This window comes from Streptomyces sp. NPDC021020 (assembly GCF_044333285.1).
Classification (GTDB): domain Bacteria; phylum Actinomycetota; class Actinomycetes; order Streptomycetales; family Streptomycetaceae; genus Actinacidiphila.
Window position 1 is genome coordinate 101,248 of the sequence record NZ_JBIRQQ010000013.1, and the last position, 20,297, is coordinate 121,544.

The following is a 20,297-nucleotide window of genomic DNA, read 5'->3' on the forward strand; positions in this document are numbered from 1 at the left end:
GGCGCGGGTCCGGTACGACGGATCGTGCCGGACCGCCCGCCAGGGTTCCGCAACGGCGGCCCCGGGGGTAGTCTCGCCTGATCGTGACAACGTTGTCCATCTCTTGCCGCAGGGAATACTACGACCGTGACCCATACTCCTGGACGAGTCCCCCGGCCCACCATGAAGGATGTCGCCGCCCGCGCGGGCGTCGGGCTCAAGACGGTGTCCCGGGTGGTGAACGAGGAACCGGGCGTCACGCCCGACACGATGGCCCGCGTCCAGGCCGCCATCGACGCCCTCGGCTTCCGGCGCAACGACAGTGCGCGGCTGCTCCGCACCCGCCGCACCGCCAGCGTGGGCCTGGTCCTCGAAGACCTCGCCGACCCCTTCTACGCCGCCCTCAGCAGGGCCGTCGAGGACGTGGCGAGCGCGCACGGGGCGCTGCTGTTCACCGGGTCGAGCACCGAGAACCCGCGCCGCGAGCAGGAGCTGGTGCTCGCCTTCTGCGCCCGCCGGGTCGACGGCCTGGTCGTGGTCCCGGCCGGTGACGACCACCGCTACCTGAGCCCGGAGATCGACGCGGGCGTGGCCACCGTGTTCGTCGACCGGCCCGCCGGCCGGATAGACGCCGACGTCGTCCTCACCGACAACGCGGGCGGCACCCGTACCGGCATCGCCCACCTCATCGCGCACGGCCACCGCAGGATCGGCTTCATCGGCGACCAGCCCGGCATCCACACCGCCGCCGAACGGCTGCGCGGCTACCGCGAGGCGATGGCCGACGCCGGGCTGACCGTCCGCCCCGAGTGGTACGCGATGGGTCCCACCACGCCCGAGCGCGTGCAGGCCGCGCTGGCGGTGATGCTGTCCGGGCCCGAGCCGGTCACGGCGCTCTTCGCGGGAAACAACCGGGTCACCGTGAGCGCGGTCCGCGTGCTGTCCGGCCGCCCCGAGCGCATCGCCCTGGTCGGCTTCGACGACTTCGAGCTGGCCGATCTGCTCGACCCTCCGGTCACGGTCGTGGCCCAGGACGCCCCGGGCCTGGGGCGGACCGCCGCGCAGCTGCTCTTCCGGCGGCTGGACGGCGCGGTGTCGGGGACCAGCCGCGTCGAGCTGCCCGCCCGGCTCGTCCCGCGCGGCTCCGGCGAGATCCCGCCGTCCTTCTGACCGGGGCGACGGCTCAGCGCCCGGCCAGCGCGTCGATCTCGCCGCGGGTCAGCCCGGTGCGGGATGCGACCTCGGCCGGGTCGAGGGCGCCGCAGTCCAGGCCGCGCAGCAGGTGGCCGCACAGCGCGCGGGCCGTCGCCGGCTCGTCCAGCACCGCGCCGCCCCCCGCGCGTCTGCCGGCGTAGGCCGCGAGCCGGGCCGCGGCGGCGTCCAGGTCCTCCCGGCAGAAGGCGTAGACGGCGGCGTAGCGGGTGGGCAGGTGCGCCGGGTGCATGTCCCAGCCCTGGTGGTAGGCGCGGGCCAGCGAGCGCCGCACCAGCCCGTAGTGCAGCCGCCAGGCGGCGTGCACGTCCTGCGTGGAGCCGACCGGCAGGACGTTGGTGGAGCCGTCGGAGAGCCGTACGCCGGTGCCCGCGGCGGCGACCTGCATGACGGCCTTGGCGTAGTCGGCGGCGGGGTGGTCGGGGGCCTGGTGGGAGGGGCCGACACCGCAGGCGGCGCTGTAGTCGAAGGTGCCGTAGTGCAGCGCGGTGAGGCGGCCCGCGGCCGCGTCGACGAGCCGGGAGACCGTCGCGGTGCCGTCCGGGCCCAGCACGGCCTGGGTGGTCTCGATCTGGACCTCGAAGCGGATCCGGCCCTGCGGCAGCCCCGCGGCCCGCTCGAACTGCCCGCACAGTTCGGCCATGGCGGCCACCTGCGCGGCGAAGGTCACCTTGGGCAGCGTGACCACCAGCCCGTCCGGCAGCCCGCCCGCGTCCAGCAGCGCGGTCAGGAAGACGTCCAGGGTGCGGATGCCGCGCTCGCGGACGGCGGCCTCCAGGCACTTCATCCGGATCCCGGCCCACGGCGGCGCCCCCTCCCGCCCGGCCATCTCCGCGACGGTACGGGCGGCGGTGCGGGCCGCCGCGTCCTCCTCGGCGTCGGGCCGCGGGCCGTAGCCGTCCTCGAAATCGATGCGCAGATCCTCCACCGGCTCCCGGCGCAGCTTGGCGCGGACCCGGTCGTGCACCTCGGCGGCGAGCCCGGCGGGCAGCCCGAGCAGCCCGCCGAAGGCGGCGGCGTCCGGGGCGTGCGCGTCCAGCGCGGCCAGCGCCCGGTCGCCCCACTCCCGCGGGGTGCCGGGGCCCGCCGTGTCGGCGGGCACATAGACGGTGTGCACGGGCTGCCGGGTACCCGGGTCGCCGGGGTAGCGGCGGGCGAGTTCGGCGTCGGTGGCCGCGAGCGAGGCCCCGACGCGGGCCACGTCCGCGCTGGTGAGCGTCCTGCCGTCCGCCCACGTCACAGGCGCCGCCTTCCCCGTACCGGCCGATGTGTCGGTAGATCGACGAAGCGACGCTAGCCGGGGTGCACGGGCCGGTCAACACCCTCCCCCGGGCACACCGCGGCCCCCGTGCGCGGGGGGCGTACGGGGGCCGGCGGGCGGAGCCCAGAGGTGTCGGCGGTTCAGCCCTTGCGGGCCTTGACCTCCGCGGTGAGCTGCGGGACGACCTGGAAGAGGTCGCCGACCACGCCGTAGTCGACGAGGTCGAAGATCGGGGCCTCGGCGTCCTTGTTGACGGCGACGATCGTCTTGGAGGTCTGCATACCGGCCCGGTGCTGGATGGCGCCGGAGATGCCGTTGGCGATGTAGAGCTGCGGCGAGACCGACTTGCCGGTCTGGCCGACCTGGTTGCTGTGCGGGTACCAGCCGGCGTCCACGGCGGCGCGCGAGGCGCCGACCGCGGCACCGAGCGAGTCGGCCAGCTCCTCGATGAGGGAGAAGTTCTCGGCGCCGTTGACACCGCGGCCGCCGGAGACCACGATCGCGGCCTCGGTCAGCTCCGGCCGCCCGGTGGACTGGCGCGGGGTGCGGGAGACGACCTTGGTGCCGGTGGCCAGCTCGCCGAAGGCGACCTCCAGCGGCTCGACGGTGCCGGCCGCGGGGGCGGCCTCGACGGGCGCGGAGTTGGGCTTGACGGTGATGACCGGGATGCCGCGGGTGACGCGCGAGCGGGTCGTGAAGGCGGCGGCGAAGACCGACTGGGTCGCGACCGGGCCCTCGTCGCCCGCCGCCACGTCGACGGCGTCGGTGATGATGCCGGAGCCGAGCCGCAGTGCGAGCCGCGCGGCGATCTCCTTGCCCTCGGCCGAGGACGGGACGAGGACGGCGACCGGCGAGACGGCAGCGGCGGCGGCCTGCAGCGCGTCCACCTTGGGCACGACGAGGTAGTCGGCGAATTCCGGGGCGTCGGCGGCCAGCACCTTGACGGCGCCGTGCTCGGCGAGCACCGGGGCGGCGGAGTCGGCGCCGGCGCCGAGGTGGACGGCGACCGGGTCGCCGATCCGGCGGGCCAGGGTGAGCAGTTCGAGGGTGGGCTTGCGGACGGCGCCGTCCACGTGGTCGACGAGGACGAGGACTTCAGCCATGGGTACGTTCTCCTGCGGAAGAAGGGAGTCGGGGGCGGGCGGGAGCCGGCGGCCGGGCGGGGCCGTCCGTCAGATGAACTTCTGCTCCGCGAGGTAGGCGGCGAGCTGCTTGCCGCCCTCGCCCTCGTCCTTGACGATGGTGCCGGCGGTGCGCTCCGGGCGCTTGGCCGCGTCCTGCACCGCGGTCCAGGCGCCGGCCAGGCCGACCTCGGCCGCGTCGATGCCCAGGTCCGACAGGTCCAGCGACTCCACCGGCTTCTTCTTGGCGGCCATGATGCCCTTGAAGGACGGGTAGCGGGCCTCGCCGGACTGGTCGGTCACCGACACCAGCGCGGGCAGCGACGCCTCCAGCTGCTCGCTCGCCGCGTCCCCGTCGCGCCGCCCGGTCACCTTGCCGTCGGCCACCGCGACCTCGGACAGCAGCGTGACCTGCGGGATCCCGAGCCGCTCGGCGAGCAGCGCGGGCACCACGCCCGCGGTGCCGTCGGTGGAGGCCATGCCCGTCACGACCAGGTCGTAGCCGATGTGCTCGACGGCCTTGGCCAGCACCAGCGAGGTGCCGATGACGTCCGTGCCGTGCAGCTCGTCGTCCTCGACGTGGACGGCCTTGTCGGCGCCCATCGACAGCGCCTTGCGCAGCGCGTCCTTGGCGTCCTCGGGGCCCACGGTCAGCACGGTGATCTCGGCGTCGTCCGCGGCGTCCGCGATCTGCAGCGCCTGCTCGACGGCGTATTCGTCCAGCTCCGACAGCAGTCCGTCGACCGCGTCGCGGTCGGTGGTCAGGTCATCGGCGAAGTGACGGTCGCCGGTGGCGTCGGGCACGTACTTCACAGCGACTACGATCCTCAAGCTCACGCCTGCTCTCCTACTGCTTCGTCCTGCACGTCTTCGTCAACTGCCCCGGCAGCGCCCTGGCAAGTGCCCCGGAACTGGCAGCATAGGCGCCAGTGGCATCGGCTCCCCGCCGCGGGCGGCACGCGTCGCGGCGAGTCCCCTGCGGTTATATTACTCGCCAGTACACAGACCGCGCCGCCCCTTCGCAAGGTCCGCGGCTGTGACCTGCCCGACGTCCGCGGCCCGGCCGACCGGGGACGGCCGCTCAGACCGCGGCTCCGAGCGCCGCGATCACGTCGGCCTTGCGCGGCTGTCCGACCGCGCGGCGCACCACCGCGCCGCCGGCGTCCAGCACCAGCACGGTCGGCGTCTGCTCGATCCGCAGCCGCCGGACCAGGCCGAGGTGCGCCTCGGCGTCGATCTCCAGATGCCCTACCCCCTCGATCATCCCGGACACCTCGGCCAGCACGCGCCGGGTCGCCCGGCAGGGCGCGCAGAACGCGCTGGAGAACTGCACGAGGGTGGCCCGCTCCCCCAGCGGCCCGCCGAGCTCGGCGGCGGTCAGCCGCCCGGACCCGTCCGCGGCACCCATGCACGTCCTCCTCAAGGCAGTTCGGTTCAGGGCAGTTCGGTCGGCAGCACGATCCGCGTGCTGCTCGGCGCCGCCCGCAGGCAGTCCACCACCTGCCGCGGCGGCGCCGCGTACACCGTCGGATAGTCGCACTCCCCCAGCTCCGGCCGGACGGGGAAGGCGAGCTGCTCCACATCGAGGGTGAAAGCGGCGTCCACCCCGGGTTTGTTCCCGCGCGCGTCCACCCGGCACCAGCGGTCCGTACCCGGCAGCCGCAGAGCGACCAGGCCGTGCACGACGGGGTCGGACCCGTCGTCCTCCGTCAGCCGCTGGTAGCACAGGCCCGCCGGGATGCCGCGGGCGCGCAGCAGGGCGGCGAGGGCGTGCGACTTGGCGTAGCAGATGCCGTTGCGCTGGGCCAGCACGTCGGAGGCCCGCCAGGTGACGCGCGGGTCTCCCGAGTCGAAGGAGTGCGGGATCATGTCGCGGACGTATTCGTAGGCCGTGTGCGCATACTCATGCAGATTGTCGGCGTCCTCGGCGAGCAGCGCGGCCGTCTCGACCACCACCGGGTCGTGGTGGTCGAGAACGTCGTCGGCCGCGAGGAAGGCAGAAAGGTCGGCGGTCTCCGGGATCGGTTCCATGGGCAGACCCTAGAGAGCTGCCGACCGCAGATCAATCAATTTACCAACTGTCGTATATCTATTCAGACGGCGTCCGCGAGCTCCTCCGCGACGGCCGCGGCGAAGGCGTCCACGTCCGCCTCCGTGGTGTCGAAGGCGCACATCCAGCGCACCTCGCCGGTCGACTCGTCCCAGAAGTAGAAGCGGAAGCGCTTCTGCAACCGCTCGCCGACCTCGCGCGGCAGGACCGCGAAGATCGCGTTGGACTGTACGGGCTGGGTCACCCGGACACCCTCGATACCGCGCACGGCCGCCTCCAGCCGGCGGGCCATCGCGTTGGCGTGCCCGGCGCTGCGCAGCCACAGGTCGCCGGCCAGCAGCGCCTCGAACTGCACGGACACGAAGCGCATCTTGGACGCCAGCTGCATCGACAGCTTGCGCAGATACCGCAGCCCGCGCACCCGCTGCGGGTCCAGGACGACGACGCACTCGCCGAGCAGCAGTCCGTTCTTGGTACCGCCGAAGGACAGGATGTCGACGCCCGCCTCGGTGGTGAAGCGGGCGAGCGGCACCCCGAGGGTCGCGGCGGCGTTGGCGAGCCGCGCGCCGTCCATGTGCACCGTGAGGCCCAACTGGTGGGCGTGGTCGCAGATCGCCGCGACCTCCTGCGGGGTGTAGCAGGTGCCCAGCTCGGTGGTCTGGGTGATCGACACGACCTGCGGCTGCGCGCGGTGCTCGTCGTCGAGGCCGTACGCCTGCCGGTCGATCAGCTCGGGGGTGAGCTTGCCGTCCGGGGTGGGCACGGTGAGCAGTTTCAGGCCGCCCACGCGCTCGGGCGCGCCGCACTCGTCGACGTGGATGTGCGCGCTCTCGGCGCAGATCACCGCGCCCCAGCGCTCGGTCACCGCCTGCAGGGCCGTCACGTTGGCGCCCGTGCCGTTGAAGACCGGGAAGACCTCGGCGGCCGGGCCGAAGTGCCGCCGGAAGACCTCCTGGAGCGCGGCGGTGTAGGCGTCCTCGCCGTAGGCGACCTGGTGGCCGCCGTTGGCGAGCGCGAGGGCGGCGAGCACCTCGGGGTGGACGCCGGCGTAGTTGTCGCTGGCGAAGCCGCGGACGGCCGGGTCGTGCCGCCGTACGGCGTCGGTGCGGCCGAGGCCGTGCGTGTCGTCGGCGGGGTCGGTCACGGTTGAGGCGTCAGCCACTGGCGGGTCCCGTTCACTTCTGCTGCGTTGCGGTTCCACTGGGTCGCGATCGCCTCGGCGAGGTCGGTCACGTCGGTGAAGCCGGGGAAGGTCGACTGCGGGCGCTCGGCCCGCAGGCCGTCGTGCACCAGCGCCTTGATCACCAGGACGGTGGCCGCCGCGGTGGGCCCGCCGTCGCCGCCGAGCCGGCGGAAGGAGTCGCCGAGCGCGAGCGTCCAGGCCTCCGCGGCGGCCTTCGCCGCGGCGTAGGCGGCGTTGCCCGCGGTCGGGCGGCTCGCGCCCGCCGCGCTGATCAGCACGTAGCGGCCGCCGGGGCTGCGCATGAGCCCGTCGTGGAAGCCCAGCGAGGTGTTCTGGACGGTGCGGATGAGCAGCTGGTGCAGCACGTCCCAGTCGGCCAGCTCGGTCTCCGGGAAGGACGCCGAACCGCGCCAGCCGCCCACCAGGTGCACCAGGCCGTCGACCCTGCCGTGGTCCTTCTCGATCCGGGCCGCCCAGTCCTGGGTGGCCTCCAGGTCGAGCAGGTCGACGATCTCGCCGGTGATGTCGGCGCCGCCCGCGTCGTAGCGCGCCGCGTCGACGGCCTCGGCGAGCCGCTCGGGGTCGTGGTCCACCGCGACGACGTGGCCGCCCGCGCGGGCGAGCCGCTGCAGCACGGCGCGGCCCGCGGGCCCGCCGGCGCCCGCCACGGCGATCACCGCTCCGTCAAGACCACCGGAATACGTGTCCGTCGTCATCTCCGCCTCCTCGGCCGCACCGGTCACGCGGCGCTCCGCACCAGGGCGGCACCGGTGATCCCCTTGGTCGAGGAGATCGTGTCACGGAGCTTCCTGGACAGGGCCTCGTAGAACATGCTGAGCGGAAATTCGTCCGCCAGCACGTCGTCCACCAGCTTGCGCGGAGGAAGAGACAGGTCGAGGGCGTCGGGTCCCTTGGCCCAGACCGAGCCGGGGTGCGGCGAGAGGTAGCTCGCGACCAGGTCGTACGCGGCGAACCAGTGCACGAGCTTGGGGCGGTCGATGCCGTCCCGGTACAGCGTCTCGATCTCCTCGCAGAGCTGGTTGGTGACCTGCGGTGCACGCTCCCAGTCGATGTGCAGGGTGTTGTCCGTCCAGCGTACGGCGTCGTGCTTGTGCAGGTAGGAGAACAGCAGCTGTCCGCCGAGTCCGTCGTAGTTGCGGACCCGCGCGCCGGTGACCGGGAAGCGGAAGAGCCGGTCGAAGAGGATCGCGTACTGCACGCCGAGGCCCATCGGGTGCCCCTCGGCCTGCAGCTCGACGGCGGCCCGGAAGGTGGTCAGGTCGCAGCGCAGCTCCTCCAGGCCGTACATCCAGAACGGCGCCCGCTGCTTGATCATGAACGGGTCGAAGGGCAGGTCGCCATGGCTGTGGGTGCGGTCGTGGATCATGTCCCAGAGCATGTACGTCTGCTGCGCCAGCTCCTGGTCGGACACCAGCCGGGCCGCCTCGGGCGGCAGGTCCAGGCCCAGGATGTCCACGGCGGCCTCGGTCACCACCCGGAAGCGCGCGGCCTCGCGGTCGCAGAAGATCGCGCCCCAGCTCCAGCGGGCCGGGGGCTTGCGCACGGCGACGGTCTCCGGGAAGAGCACCGCGGAGTTGGTGTCGTAGCCGGGCGTGAAGTCCTCGAAGACGATCGGTACGAACTGCGGGTTGTCGAAGCGGGTGCGCTCCAGCTCGGCGATCCACTCCGGCCACATCACGCGCAGGGCGACGGCCTCCAGGTTGCGGTCCGGGTTGCCGTTCTGGGTGTACATCGGGAAGACGACGACATGGCGGCGGCCGTCGGTGCGGTCGGCGGCGGGCTGGAAGGCCAGCAGCGAGTCCAGGAAGTCCGGCACGCCGAAGCCCTCGCCGGCCCAGCGGCGCAGATCGGCGGCGAGCGCCCGGTGGTAGGCCGCGTCGTGCGGGAGCAGGTCGGGGAGCCGGTCCACGGCCGCGACGACCCGGTCCACGGCCTGCGCCGCGTCCGCGCGCGAGGGCGCGTCCTCGGCCTCGAAGTCGATCGACCCGTCCTTCAGCTGCCAGGGCCGGACGGCCTCGACGGCTTCCTTGAGCTCGGTCCACACCGGGTGTCCGACGACGTCGTCGCCGGATATCCCCTGAGCAGGTGCCGCCCTCGACGAAAGAATGTCTGCCATGACCGCTCCTTCACAGGAAAAATTGCCGTACCGACACCGTATCCGCGACCATGTTCCCGCTTCAAGCGGGCGAGGAGGAGATCCTCCGGTGATACGGCTACTGGATCGCCTTTCCTGCGGCCGATGACCCTATTCGTCCCCGAACCGTCCGGATTCCCTCCGGCACCGCCGAGTCGTCACGGCGTGTTCGACCCCCCGTCGTCCGGGCGCCCTAGGCTGCGGGCATGAGCTTCCTCACCGTCGGTCACCGCGGGGTCATGGGCGTCGAGCCGGAGAACACGCTGCGGTCCTTCCGCCGTGCCGAGCAGGCCGGGCTGGACCAGGTCGAACTCGACCTGCACCTGAGCAAGGACGGCGCGCTGGTGGTGATGCACGACGCCGAGGTGGACCGCACCACGGACGGCAGCGGGCTCGTCCGGGACCTCACCCTCGACGAGATCCGCGCACTGGACGCCGGGCTCGGCGAGCGGGTGCCGGTCTTCGAGGAGGTGCTCGACGCGGTGCGCGGCCCGATCCAGGCCGAGATCAAGGACGCGGCGGCGGCGCGGGCGCTCGCCGGCGCCCTGCGCGAGCGCGGCGCCACCGGCCGGGTCAGCGTGCTGTCCTTCCACGACGAGGCCCTCGCCGAGATCCGCACGCTGCTGCCCGAGGTGGCGACGGTGCTGGTGGCCGGCGGGTCGGGGCCGGACATCGTGCCCCGCGCCCAGGCGGTCGGGGCGCGCCTGGTCAGCCTGGACCTCACGCTGCTGGCCCTGGACACCGTCCGCCGCTGCCACGCCGCGGGCATCCAGGTCATCGCCTGGACGGTGAACACCGCGCAGGACTGGGCGCTCGCCCGCGCCCTGGGCCTGGACGGCGCCGTGACCGACCTCCCGGCCGAGCCCGCCGGGTCCGCGCCCTGACGGCCGGACCCGGGGCTTCAGGGAATGCTCAGAGCTTCTTGGTGAGCAGCTCGAACTCGAGGTCGTCGCGCCTGGGCAGGCCGAACCGCTCGTCGCCGTACGGGAACGGGCTCGTCTGCCCGGTGCGCTCGTAGCCGCGCCGCTCGTACCAGGCGATCAGGTCCTCCCGGACCGAGATCACCGTCATGTGCATCTCGGCGACGCCCCACTCGTCGCGGGCGAACCGTTCCGCCTCCGCGATGACGACCTTGCCGAGCCCGCCGCCCTGCAGCGTCGGCCGCACGGCGAACATCCCGAAGTACGCGTGCGCCCCGCGGTGCTCCAGCTGGCAGCAGGCCACCAGCTCCCCGTCGCGCTCCACCGCGACCAGCCGGCTGCTCGTGTTCTCGACCACCGCGAGCACGCCCTCGGGGTCGGTGCGCCGGCCGCCGAGGATGTCCGCCTCGGTCGTCCACCCCGCCCGGCTGGCATCGCCGCGGTAGGCGGACTCGATCAGCGCGACCAGCGCGGGAACGTCTGCCGCGGTCGCGGCGCGAAATGTCGGCGAAGCGGCGGTGTCCATGACCCCGCAGCCTATCCGGCCGCTCCCCCCGTGCGGGGAGCGGCCTCTGTCCGCAGGCGACCGCCGGGGCGCGGCCCCTCCGCGGAGGGCTCGCGCTCCGGCGCGAAGGAGGTGGGCGCACGCCGTCGGACGCCTCCGTGCGCTCGGGTGTGCGCTGCCGGGCGCGGGCAGGCTCGTGGTGGGCCGCCGGGTCGGGCGGGAGCGGGAGCCCGAGGGGGGTGGACGCGGTGCACGGACCACCGGTGGTCGCGTGGTTGCTGGTGGCGCTCAGCGCCGCGACCGCGCTGTCGTGCGTGCTGCGCCGAGAGGCACGCGCGGAGGCCCTGCTGGGCACGGGCATGGCGCTGATGGCCGTCCCCCTCTCGGTGTACGAGCCGCCGCGCTGGAGCACCGCGGTGCTCGCCGCCGTCTTCGCCGGCGCGGCCGTGCACGCCCTGCGGCCCTCCGCGCACCGCGCGACGGCGCACCGGATGCACCACTCGGTGTGCGCGGGCGCGATGGTCTACATGGCGGCGGCGACGGCCGGCGCGAGCCAGGCGCACTCCGGCCACGCGGGCCACGCGGCGGGCGCCGCGATGGGCACCCCGCTGCTGACGGGGCTGCTGCTGGCGTATTTCGCCGGATACGTGCTGCGCGCGGGCACCCGGCTGGTCGCCGTGGCCGGCCTCGCCGCGCCGCCGGGCGGCGCGATACGCCTGCGGCACGCCCCGGAGGTGGCGGCGGCGTGCCGCGTGGCGATGGCGATGGGCATGTTCGCGATGCTGCTGACGATGTGAGGCCGGTCCTGCGGCGACACGGAAGCCTTGTGACGCCTGGGACGGGCGGGATTGCGTGAGTGATACGTCACATTGCGTGCGGGCCGCACCCGCGGCCCGCCGCCCGCTCCTAGGGTGATCGTCATGACGGTCCCGTTCGTGCTGCTGGTCCTGGGCGCACTGACGGCGGCGATGGCGCCGCGCCTGCTGTCCCGTGCCGACTGGCCGGAACGCGAACCCGTGCTGGCCCTGTGGGTGTGGCAGTGCGTGGTCGCCGCCGTGCTGCTGTGCTGCCTGTCGGCGCTGGCGCTCACCGCCTCGGCCGCGTGGGCCGCCGTGCGCGGCCATGTGTTCGCCTTCGCGCCGCACGGCGTGGTCGACGCGTACGGGCTGCCGGAGTACGGCCGCGGAGCCGCGGCGCTGGCGGTGATGCTGGCGCTCGGCGGCCTGTGGACGGCCGCCATGCTCACCCGTGAGGTCCGCTCGGCCCGCGGCAGGCGCCGCCGGCGGCGGGCGGAGCTGCGGGTGCGCTCGCCCCGGCTGCCGGGCGAGGACGTACCGACCGGCGAGCGCCTCGTCGTCCTGGAGGACACGCGTTCCGACGCCTGGTGGCTGTCCGGCGCCGAGCCGCAGCTGGTGATCACCACCGCCGCGCTGCAGCGGCTCAAGGGCCGCCAGCTGGACGCCGTGCTGGCGCACGAGCAGGGGCACATGCGGGCCCGCCACGACGTGCTGCTGCACTGCTCGGGCGCGCTCGCCGGCGGCTTCCCGCAGGTACCGGTCTTCGCCGCCTTCCGGGACCAGGTGCACCACCTGGTCGAGCTGGCCGCGGACGACACCGCCTCGCGCCGGGTCGGCCGGCTCACCACGGCCCTGGCGCTGGTGGAGCTGAACGAGGAGCGCGGGGTCTTCGGTCCCGCCCCGGCCCCGCTCGCCGGGCTCCCGGGCCGGGTGCACCGGCTGCTGGACCCCTCCCCGCGGCTGCCGCTGGCGCGCCGGGTGCGGGTGAGCGCGTACGCCCTGCTCGTCCCCGTGGTGCCGCTGCTGATCGCCTTCGGCCCCGGCCTGAACTCCCTGACCTGATGCGGCGCCCGATGCGACGGCGGGCGCCGTCCCGGCGATCCCCCGCGTCGCCGGGACGGCGCCCGTCCTCGTGCCCCGTCCGGACCCTGGTCCGGCGGGGTGCGCTGAGTATATTGGCTCGGAGCCAGTCAACGCAGGAGTAAAGCATGTCCCCTCGGAGCGCTTCGGTCAATGAAGCGATGCGCAGGCGTTCCCGGGAACGGCTGCTGCGGGCCACCGTCGAGCTGGTCGAGGAGCGCGGCTACGAGGCCACCACGCTGGCCGACATCACCCAGCGCGCGGGGTCGGCCAGAGGCCTGGTCTCGTACTACTTCTCCGGCAAGCGGGCGCTGCTGCAGTCGGCCGTGCACCGGCTGATGGCCGACGAGCTGGCGGCCGCGCTGGAGTTCGAGCCGCGGACCGCGGACGGGCGGCAGCTGCTGGCGCGGGCCATCGACGGGATGCTCGGCATCAGCGTCCGGCACACCACGCTGATGCGTACGCACATGGCGGCGATCCTCCAGGAGGAGGGCTTCATCCAGTGCCCGGAGCAGCAGCGGCTGGCGTTGCTGCTCCGCGACACGGTGACCTGCTGGGGCGCCGAGGACGCGGAGGAGGAGTACCGGCTGCTGCGCGCGCTGCTGATGGGCGCGACAGTGGCCATGCTGCTGCCGGGCGCGCCGATGCCGCTGCACCGGCTGCGGGCCGAGCTGTTCCAGCGCTACGAGCTGGAGTGGGAGTGGGGCTTCCCCCCGCCGGAGCCTGCCGGGCCGGTCCAGGACCCGACGCCCGTCCGTAGCAGGCCTGTTGAGCCAGTAGAGTGACGGACCGTGACAGCACGACCGTTGAACGAGATTGTCGAGGCGGGCTGGGCGAAGGCGCTCGAACCCGTGGCGGGCCGGATCGCGGAGATGGGGGACTTCCTGCGGGCGGAGATCGCCGCGGGCCGCACCTACCTGCCGGCCGGGCCGAACGTCCTGCGCGCCTTCCAGCAGCCGCTGGACGAGGTCAAGGTCCTCATCGTCGGCCAGGACCCGTATCCCACGCCCGGCCACGCGGTCGGCCTCAGCTTCTCGGTCGCGCCCGACGTGCGCCCGCTGCCCGGCAGCCTGGAGAACATCTTCCGGGAGCTGGGCGCCGACCTCGGGGTGCCGCGGCCGTCCAACGGCGACCTCACGCCGTGGACCCGGCAGGGGGTGCTGCTGCTCAACCGCGCGCTGACCACCGCGCCACGGCGGCCTGCCGCGCACCGCGGCAAGGGCTGGGAGGAGGTCACCGAGCAGGCGATCAGGGCGCTCGCCGCGCGGGACAAGCCGCTGGTGTCGATCCTGTGGGGACGCGACGCCCGCAATCTGCGCCCGCTGCTGGGCCGGCTGCCGGCCATCGAGTCGGCGCACCCGTCGCCGATGTCGGCCGACCGCGGCTTCTTCGGCTCCCGCCCCTTCAGCCGCGCGAACGAGATGCTGCTGCAGCAGGGCGGACAGCCGGTGAACTGGCAGCTTCCCTGAACGGCTGAAAACGGTACCCTGCCCGGGTGACAACGCATTCGAATACCCCGGCGGGCTGGTACGCGGACCCGCAAGGCACCCCGAACCTGCTCCGCTACTGGGACGGCGCCCAGTGGACCGAGCACACCAACCCCGGCCAGGTGCCCCAGCAGCAGCAGGGCGGGGGCAGCGCCTGGGAGCTGAATGTCAGCGGCACCCCCGACCCGGCGAAGGTCCAGCACCAGGTGCAGCAGCAGGCCGGCGTGTCCCCGACGGGGTTCGGCGGCGGCACGCTGTTCAGCGAGCCCGTCCTGGTGGTGAACCAGAAGGCCAAGCTGATCGAGCTGGTCAACGAATACAGCGTCTTCGACCAGCACGGCAACACGCTGGGCTCGGTCGTCGAGGTCGGCCAGAGCACGGCGAAGAAGGTGCTGCGCTTCGTCTCCAGCGTCGACCAGTTCCTGACCCACAAGCTGGAGGTCCGGGACGCCCACGGCACCCCGCACCTGGTGCTGACCCGGCCGGCGAAGTTCATCAAGTCCAAGGTCCTGGTCCAGCGGGCCAACGGCGAGCCGCTCGGCGAGATCGTCCAGCAGAACGCCTTCGGCAAGATCCGCTTCGGCTTCATGTACAACGGCCAGCAGATCGGCGCGATCAAGGCGGAGAACTGGCGCGCCTGGAACTTCGCCATCGTCGACCACACCGAGACCGAGATCGCCCGGATCACCAAGACGTGGGAGGGCCTGGCCAAGACCCTGTTCACGACCGCGGACAACTACGTCCTGCAGATCCACCGGCCGCTCCAGGACCCCCTGCTGAGCATGGTCGTCGCCTCCGCCCTGACCGTGGACACCGCCCTCAAGCAGGACTCCCGCGGGCTCGGCTGAGCCGGGCATGACGCACTGGGTACTGGGGGTCGACTCGGGCGGCTCCGGGGTACGGGTCCGCCTGGCCCGCGCCGACGGGTCGGCGGGTCCGGCACCCGCCACCGCCGACCGCCCCGCCGTGACCGGCGAGCGCGGTATCGACGCGGCGAGCCTGCTCGACCGGGTGCTGCCGCTCGTGTCCGGGCTGCTGCGCGAGACGGGCGCGGAGTCGGTGGCCGCGGCCTGCGTCGGCGCGGCCGGGATGGCCACGCTCGGCGACGACCTGCGCGCCGCCCTGCCCGCCGCGCTCGGCGAGGCCTTCGGGGTGCGCGCCCTGGCACTGGCCGGTGACGCCGTCACGGCCTACGCCGGCGCGCTCGGACTGCGCCCCGGCGTGGTGGTCGCCGCCGGGACGGGCCTGATCGCGCTGGGCACCTCCGGCGACGGCTGGCGGCGCGTCGACGGGTGGGGCCATCTGCTGGGCGACGCGGGCGGCGGCGCCTGGATCGGCCGCGCGGGCCTGGACGCCGCGATGCGCGCGTACGACGGCCGGGCCGGCGGCTCCGGCCCGCTGCTGGCCTGCCTGCGCGAGCGGTTCGGGCCGCCGGACACGCTGCCCGGCCTGCTCTACCCGCGCGCCGACCGCCCCGCGGTGCTGGCGTCCTTCGCGCCCGACGTGGCGCGCTGCGCCGCGCAGGACCCGGTGGCGTCCGGCATCCTGCGGCAGGCGGCGCAGTACATCCTGGAGTCGGCCGCCGCGGCCCGCCCGCCGGGCGAGGGCGCTGTCGAGGTGGGTCTGGCCGGCGGGCTGTTCCGGATGGGCGAGCCGCTGCTCGCGCCGCTGCGCGACCAGGCGGAGTGGCTGCTGCCCGACGCCGTCCTGGTGCCCGCGGCGGGTGATCCGCTGGACGGCGCGCTGAGGATCGCCGGCGCCCTGCACACCGGTTCGCTGACGCTGCCGTGCGACGGCGCGCTGCTGACCGTCAGCCGCGGCTGACGCCGTGGCGGAGCGATCGCCGCTGCTCAGACCTGTGCGGTGACGGCCTTCTGACGGTCGGTGACGGCCCGCGGAGCAGCGGAAACGGACAGTTCAGGACAGGCCGCACCGTCCCGCACCCGGCTGGACGGCAGGCCGCCGCGAGGCGTTAGCATGCCACGCCATGAGCACTACCACAGGCGGTCCCGCCTCCGGTCTCCCTGTTCGTATGCCGCGCCCGCGCCAGACCGGACGGCACCGCCGGCCCGAGGCGCTGTCCGCGCCCGAGGGCGCCCCGGTGCTGGTCCTCGCCGTTCCCGGCACCCCCTCGACGGCCGCGCTGAGCCTGGCCGAGGAGGTCGTCAGCATCGCGCGGTCCGAGCTGTCCGGGCTGGACCCGCGGATCGGCTTCGTCGACGGGGCCGACGCGGAGGACGCCGACTTCCCCTCGCTGCGCAGTGTGCTCGACCAGGTGGCCGTCGAGCGGGCCGGCGAGGACGTCTCGGCGGTCGTGGTGCCGCTGCTGGCGGGCCCCGAGGCGTCGGTGCTGCGCCGCGTACGGCAGGCCGTGGCCGACAGCAAGGCGCAGGTCGAGCTGACCGAGGTGCTGGGCCCGCACCCGCTGCTCGCCGAGGCGCTGCACGTCCGGCTGTCCGAGGCCGGGCTGGCGCGCGCCGACCGGGCCCGGCTCTTCACGGTGGCGACCGCCGCGGACGGCATCATCCTCGCGACGGTCGGCGGCGAGGAGGCCGCGCAGGCGGCCGGGGTGACCGGGCTGCTGCTCGCCGCGCGGCTCGCGGTCCCGGTGCTGGCGGCCGCGCTGGACGAGGACGGCTCCGTCGCGTCCGCCGCCGAGCAGTTGCGGTCCTCGGGCTCCGGCACGCTGGCGCTCGCGCCGTGCCTGATCGGCCCGGAGATCGCCCCGCAGGTGCTGCACACCGCCGCCGCCGAGGCGGGCTGCTCCGCGGCGGACGCGCTCGGCCCCTACCCGGCGGTCGGCAAGCTGGTCGTCACGCAGTACGCGGCGGCGCTGGGCCTGCCGATGCCGCAGCAGGGCAGCGGCGTGCCGATGCGCTGAGCGCGGGGCGGCAGAGCCCTTGACGCACGTCCGCGGGCGGGCGGTCCCGGCAGGGGCCGCCCGCCTCGCGCGTCCTGCGGGTCAGGCGAAGACGACGCAGGACGCGGCGGGCACGTCGAGGGAGCCGGCCTGCTTGGGGATGCCGGTGGCCCGGTCGACGTCGAACCAGGTGACGTCGCCGGAGCGCTCGTTGGCCGCGTAGAGCCGGGCGCCCTCGGGGTCGAGGGTGAGATGGCGCGGCCAGTCGCCGCCGCAGCCGACGGTGTCGAGGAGTTCGAGCCGCTCACCGCCGTCGTGCACGGCGAGGACCGCGATGCTGTTGTGGCCGCGGTTGGCGGCCCACGCGAAGCGTCCGTCCGCGGAGACCACCAGCTCCGAGGGGTAGTTGTCGCCCTCGGTGCCGTCGGGCAGCACCCGGGTCTCGGACAGCGGGCGCAGGCTGCCGCGTTCGGCGTCCCAGCCGCACACGGTGACGACGGAGTCCAGCTCGTTCATGACGTACACGTGTCGCCCGTCCGGGTGAAAGGCGAGGTGCCGCGGGCCGATGCCGGAGCGCAGGCCGAGTTCGCGCTCGATCTCCAGCTCGCCGGTGGCGGCGTCGAGTTCGCAGACCCGCAGCGAGTCGGTGCCGAGATCGACGCTGACCGCCCAGCGGCCGGTCGGGTCGGTCAGCACGGCGTGCGCGTGCGGGCCCTCCTGGCGCTGCTGGTTGGGGCCGTCGCCCTCGTGCTCCAGCACCGAGCGCAGCCCGTCGAGCCCGCCGTCGGCGCGGATCGCGAGCACGCTGACGCTGCCGGGCGCCGAGTAGTTGGCGGTCAGCAGGTGGCCCTTGTGGACGGCCAGGTGGGTGGGCGAGCCGCCGTGCACCGCGACGGGGCCGCCGATGAGCACGGGCGCGGCCGGGTCGGCGAGGGAGAAGGCGGCGGCCGCGCCGTCGGGGTCGGTCTCGCTGACCGTGTAGAGCGTCCCCCCATCGGGGGACACCGCGAGGAAAGACGGGTTGACCACGTCGGCGCTGGCGCCGAGCGCGGTGAGCGCTCCCGTCCCCGGGTCGACGGCGGCCGTGGTGAGGCCGCGCCCGCCCCCCGAAGTGAACGAACCGATGTATGCGTGCCCGGCCACTGCCGTACCTCTTCCGCCTGATGTCTGTACGGCGGCCGAGAGTAGTGCCTCGCGGCGGCCGCGTCGCGCGCGGGTGCCGTCTGCGGCGCGCCGGTGGCCCGCCGATGCGGCGGCTGCCGGGGGCCGTTGGGCGGCGCGGAGGGCCGTCAGCGGCGGCGATGGCTCAAAGTAGCCGGTCGGCCGGGCGCCGTCAGTACGGTGATCATGAGATCCCCGACGATCACCCGACGCCCGCAAGGAGTACGGCCGCACCATGCCCTTCGACCCCCTGGACGCCCGCATAGTCCGGCTGATGCTCGACCAGCCCCGTACGAGTGTCCGCGGGTACGCCCGCATCCTGGGCGTCGCCCGCGGCACCCTGCAGGCCCGGCTGGAACGGCTGGAACGCGACGGGGTCATCACCGTCGCGGGCCCGCGGGTGTCCCCCGCCGCGCTGGGCCACCCGGTGCTGGCCTTCGTACGGCTGGAGGTCGCCCGCGGGCACCTGGACGAGGTGGGCGAGGCGCTGGCCGCGGTGCCGGAGATCGTCGAGGCGTTCTCGGTCGCGGGCGGCGGCGGTGATCTGCTAACCCGGGTGGTGGCGCGGGACAACGGGCATCTGGAAGCGGTCATCCAGCGGCTGGGCCGGCTGGCGGGCGTGGTGCGGATCCGCACCGAGATAGCGCTGAGCGAGCGGGTCGCGCACCGGCTGCTGCCGCTCGTCGAGTCACTGGCGGCGGAGCCGGGCCCGGACGCCCCGGAAGGCGCCGGAGCGGACGGCACGCCGGAGGAGGGCGGTCAGCGGGCCGCCAGGTAGTCCTTCGCGGCCTGCGGCGCCTTGCTCCAGGAGCCGGCGTCGAAGGGCGGCTGCGGGTCGTACTCGATCGCGAGCTGGACGGCCTGGGCCGCGACGGGGCCCGCGATCAGCTCGACGAGCCGCAGTGCCATGTCGATGCCGGAGGAGACCCCGGCCGCCGTGACGATCCGGCCCTGCTCGACGACCCGCTGCCCGGTGGGGACGGCCCCGTAAGACTCCAGCAGGCCGACGGCGCTCCAGTGGGTCGTCGCGCGCAGTCCGGTGAGCAGCCCGGCGGCGCCCAGCAGCAGCGAGCCCGTGCACACCGAGGTCGTCCAGGCGGTGGTGGCGTGGACGGACCGGATCCAGTCGAGAAGACCGGCGTTGCCGGTGTTCGCGCGGGCGCCGGGGCCGCCGGGGACCACCAGCACGTCGGCGGCGGCGATGTCGTCGAAGGCCGTGGCGGCGGTGAGGACGAGCCGGCCCGCCCCGTCGGTGACGGGTCCCGGCGCCGCGGCGGCGAAGACGATGTCGGCGTCCGGAAGATTCCGCAGGACCTCGTAGGGGCCGACGGCGTCGAGCGCCGTGAAGCCGTCGAAGAGCGGGAGGACGATGCGCATGGCGGTGTGCCTTTCCTGGCCGGTGGAGCGGTGCGTGAGCCGCGGGGAGGGCGCGGCGGGGCGTGCGGGGGCAGCCGGTCGGCGCTCGCGCGGCGGGTCCGGAGCGGACGGGGTTCAGTCCGCGGTGGCGTGCGGGGCGAAGCGGCGCCGGTATTCGCCGGGTGTCACCCGGACGGAGCGTTTGAAGCTGCGGTGCAGCGTGGCCACGGTGCCGTAACCGCAGCTGCGGGCGACGGCGTCCAGCGGGGTGCCGGTGGACTCCAGCAGCCGGCGGGCCGCCTCGACGCGGGCGCTCTCGACGTACGCGGCCGGGGTGCGGCCGGTCTCGGCGCGGAAGACGCGGGCGAAGTTGCGCTCGCTCATCCCCGCCCGGACGGCGAGGGCGGGCACGCCCAGGTCGTCGCCGAGGTGGTCGGCGATCCAGTCCAGGACCTCGCGCAGCGGCTGCCGGACGGGCCGCTGGGCGGCGAGCTGCGCGCTGAACTGCGCCTGGCCGCCGGGGCGCTGCACGAACATCACCAGCTGCCGGGCGATGGCCCGCGACACCTCGGGCCCGTCGTCGGCCTCGACCATGGCGAGGGCGAGGTCCATCCCGGCGGTGACACCCGCGGACGTCCACAGGTCGCCGTCCCGTACGAAGATCGGGTCGGGGTCGACGACGGCGCGCGGATACCGCTCGGCCAGCAGCGCGCACGACGACCAGTGGGTGACCGCCCGCCGCCCGTCCAGCAGCCCGGCGGCGCCGAGCAGGAAGGCGCCGCTGCACACCGAGGCGGTCCGCCGGGCCCGGCGCGCGGTGGCGGCGAACCAGTCGACGAACTCCCGGTCCGCGCAGGCCTCGTGGACGCCTGCGCCGCCGACGGCCACGAGGGTGTCCACCGGGCCGGTGAACTCACGGGCGGTCAGGGTCGGGGAGACCGCGAGGCCGCCGCTGGAGGCGACCGGGCCGGGCGCCGCGGCCACCGTGTGGACCGCATTCCCCGGTCTCCCGGCGCGCTCGGCCCGCTGCCCGGCCTGCACGAAGACCTCGTGCGGCCCGGCGAGGTCGAGCATCTGGAAGCCGGGGAAGACGGCGAAGACGACGGTCCTGCGGGTCATACGTCCATCGTCGGCGGATGCCGCGGTGGCGGCAAGGACAGCCTTGTGACG

22 protein-coding genes are annotated in these 20,297 nt (G+C 74.4%); 10 read left to right on the forward strand and 12 right to left on the reverse strand.

Annotated features, from left to right (window positions below):
• The first annotated feature begins 162 nt into the window (after positions 1 to 162).
• Positions 163 to 1,149, forward strand: coding sequence for a LacI family DNA-binding transcriptional regulator (locus ACH4SL_RS32165; protein ID WP_398452290.1), 987 nt, complete (start codon positions 163 to 165; stop codon positions 1,147 to 1,149).
• A gap of 13 nt (positions 1,150 to 1,162) precedes the next feature.
• Here the strand turns inward: ACH4SL_RS32165 and ACH4SL_RS32170 are convergent, their stop codons facing one another.
• The 8 genes from ACH4SL_RS32170 to ACH4SL_RS32205 form a co-directional block, all read right to left on the reverse strand.
• On the reverse strand, positions 1,163 to 2,431 hold the full coding sequence (locus ACH4SL_RS32170; protein ID WP_398452293.1) for a DUF6986 family protein: 1,269 nt from the start codon (positions 2,429 to 2,431) through the stop codon (positions 1,163 to 1,165).
• A gap of 161 nt (positions 2,432 to 2,592) precedes the next feature.
• On the reverse strand, positions 2,593 to 3,555 hold the full coding sequence (locus tag ACH4SL_RS32175; RefSeq protein WP_398452296.1) for an electron transfer flavoprotein subunit alpha/FixB family protein: 963 nt from the start codon (positions 3,553 to 3,555) through the stop codon (positions 2,593 to 2,595).
• 69 nt (positions 3,556 to 3,624) lie between these two features.
• Positions 3,625 to 4,410 carry an electron transfer flavoprotein subunit beta/FixA family protein gene (locus tag ACH4SL_RS32180; protein WP_398452299.1) on the reverse strand — a complete coding sequence of 262 codons (786 nt, stop codon included), beginning with the start codon at positions 4,408 to 4,410 and terminating at the stop codon, positions 3,625 to 3,627.
• 244 nt (positions 4,411 to 4,654) lie between these two features.
• On the reverse strand, positions 4,655 to 4,981 hold the full coding sequence (locus ACH4SL_RS32185; RefSeq protein WP_398452301.1) for a thioredoxin family protein: 327 nt from the start codon (positions 4,979 to 4,981) through the stop codon (positions 4,655 to 4,657).
• 26 nt (positions 4,982 to 5,007) lie between these two features.
• A complete protein-coding gene (locus tag ACH4SL_RS32190; RefSeq protein ID WP_398452304.1) occupies positions 5,008 to 5,604 on the reverse strand; it encodes a transglutaminase family protein in 597 nt (198 codons plus the stop codon).
• A 62-nt stretch (positions 5,605 to 5,666) separates the two neighbouring features.
• Positions 5,667 to 6,785 carry a threonine aldolase family protein gene (locus ACH4SL_RS32195; protein ID WP_398452307.1) on the reverse strand — a complete coding sequence of 373 codons (1,119 nt, stop codon included), beginning with the start codon at positions 6,783 to 6,785 and terminating at the stop codon, positions 5,667 to 5,669.
• Positions 6,764 to 7,522 carry an SDR family NAD(P)-dependent oxidoreductase gene (locus ACH4SL_RS32200; protein WP_398452310.1) on the reverse strand — a complete coding sequence of 253 codons (759 nt, stop codon included), beginning with the start codon at positions 7,520 to 7,522 and terminating at the stop codon, positions 6,764 to 6,766. Before ACH4SL_RS32200 ends, ACH4SL_RS32195 begins: the two co-directional genes overlap by 22 nt.
• A 23-nt stretch (positions 7,523 to 7,545) precedes the next feature.
• Positions 7,546 to 8,943 carry a DUF6421 family protein gene (locus ACH4SL_RS32205; RefSeq protein ID WP_398452313.1) on the reverse strand — a complete coding sequence of 466 codons (1,398 nt, stop codon included), beginning with the start codon at positions 8,941 to 8,943 and terminating at the stop codon, positions 7,546 to 7,548.
• A gap of 224 nt (positions 8,944 to 9,167) precedes the next feature.
• Between ACH4SL_RS32205 and ACH4SL_RS32210 the strand changes: the two genes are divergently transcribed.
• Entirely contained in the window at positions 9,168 to 9,845 is a 678-nt protein-coding gene (locus tag ACH4SL_RS32210) for a glycerophosphodiester phosphodiesterase (protein WP_398452316.1), read from the forward strand.
• A gap of 28 nt (positions 9,846 to 9,873) precedes the next feature.
• On the opposite strand, the gene ACH4SL_RS32215 is transcribed toward ACH4SL_RS32210, so the two are convergent.
• Positions 9,874 to 10,407, reverse strand: a complete 534-nt coding sequence (locus tag ACH4SL_RS32215) for a GNAT family N-acetyltransferase (RefSeq protein WP_398452319.1) — start codon at positions 10,405 to 10,407, stop codon at positions 9,874 to 9,876.
• 227 nt (positions 10,408 to 10,634) lie between these two features.
• Here ACH4SL_RS32215 and ACH4SL_RS32220 point away from each other — a divergent pair, with 227 nt between their 5' ends.
• The 7 genes from ACH4SL_RS32220 (at position 10,635) to ACH4SL_RS32250 (ending at position 16,631) form a co-directional block, all read left to right on the forward strand.
• The gene (locus ACH4SL_RS32220; protein ID WP_398452323.1) at positions 10,635 to 11,183 is read left to right on the forward strand and encodes a DUF5134 domain-containing protein; all 549 of its coding nucleotides are present in this window, start codon (positions 10,635 to 10,637) and stop codon (positions 11,181 to 11,183) included.
• 123 nt (positions 11,184 to 11,306) lie between these two features.
• Positions 11,307 to 12,245 (forward strand): M56 family metallopeptidase, encoded by a 939-nt coding sequence (locus ACH4SL_RS32225; protein ID WP_398452326.1) that lies wholly within the window; start codon positions 11,307 to 11,309, stop codon positions 12,243 to 12,245.
• Between the two features lie 146 nt (positions 12,246 to 12,391).
• Positions 12,392 to 13,048, forward strand: coding sequence for a TetR/AcrR family transcriptional regulator (locus ACH4SL_RS32230; protein WP_398452329.1), 657 nt, complete (start codon positions 12,392 to 12,394; stop codon positions 13,046 to 13,048).
• A 6-nt stretch (positions 13,049 to 13,054) separates the two neighbouring features.
• Complete coding sequence (locus ACH4SL_RS32235) at positions 13,055 to 13,732, forward strand: uracil-DNA glycosylase (RefSeq protein WP_398452332.1); 678 nt, start codon at positions 13,055 to 13,057, stop codon at positions 13,730 to 13,732.
• A 26-nt stretch (positions 13,733 to 13,758) separates the two neighbouring features.
• On the forward strand, positions 13,759 to 14,598 hold the full coding sequence (locus ACH4SL_RS32240; protein WP_398452334.1) for a phospholipid scramblase-related protein: 840 nt from the start codon (positions 13,759 to 13,761) through the stop codon (positions 14,596 to 14,598).
• A gap of 7 nt (positions 14,599 to 14,605) precedes the next feature.
• Complete coding sequence (locus tag ACH4SL_RS32245) at positions 14,606 to 15,574, forward strand: N-acetylglucosamine kinase (RefSeq protein WP_398452337.1); 969 nt, start codon at positions 14,606 to 14,608, stop codon at positions 15,572 to 15,574.
• A 163-nt stretch (positions 15,575 to 15,737) separates the two neighbouring features.
• Complete coding sequence (locus ACH4SL_RS32250; RefSeq protein WP_398452340.1) at positions 15,738 to 16,631, forward strand: sirohydrochlorin chelatase; 894 nt, start codon at positions 15,738 to 15,740, stop codon at positions 16,629 to 16,631.
• Between the two features lie 81 nt (positions 16,632 to 16,712).
• On the opposite strand, the gene ACH4SL_RS32255 is transcribed toward ACH4SL_RS32250, so the two are convergent.
• Positions 16,713 to 17,753 (reverse strand): lactonase family protein, encoded by a 1,041-nt coding sequence (locus tag ACH4SL_RS32255; RefSeq protein ID WP_398452343.1) that lies wholly within the window; start codon positions 17,751 to 17,753, stop codon positions 16,713 to 16,715.
• A 253-nt stretch (positions 17,754 to 18,006) separates the two neighbouring features.
• Between ACH4SL_RS32255 and ACH4SL_RS32260 the strand changes: the two genes are divergently transcribed.
• On the forward strand, positions 18,007 to 18,549 hold the full coding sequence (locus ACH4SL_RS32260) for an Lrp/AsnC family transcriptional regulator (protein ID WP_398452345.1): 543 nt from the start codon (positions 18,007 to 18,009) through the stop codon (positions 18,547 to 18,549).
• Here ACH4SL_RS32260 and ACH4SL_RS32265 read toward each other — a convergent pair.
• Together ACH4SL_RS32265 and ACH4SL_RS32270 are read right to left on the reverse strand one after the other, a co-directional pair.
• Positions 18,531 to 19,148 carry a DJ-1/PfpI family protein gene (locus ACH4SL_RS32265; protein ID WP_398452348.1) on the reverse strand — a complete coding sequence of 206 codons (618 nt, stop codon included), beginning with the start codon at positions 19,146 to 19,148 and terminating at the stop codon, positions 18,531 to 18,533. The genes ACH4SL_RS32260 and ACH4SL_RS32265 overlap by 19 nt on opposite strands.
• A gap of 114 nt (positions 19,149 to 19,262) precedes the next feature.
• Positions 19,263 to 20,246, reverse strand: coding sequence for a GlxA family transcriptional regulator (locus ACH4SL_RS32270; protein ID WP_398452351.1), 984 nt, complete (start codon positions 20,244 to 20,246; stop codon positions 19,263 to 19,265).
• Positions 20,247 to 20,297 lie beyond the last annotated feature (51 nt).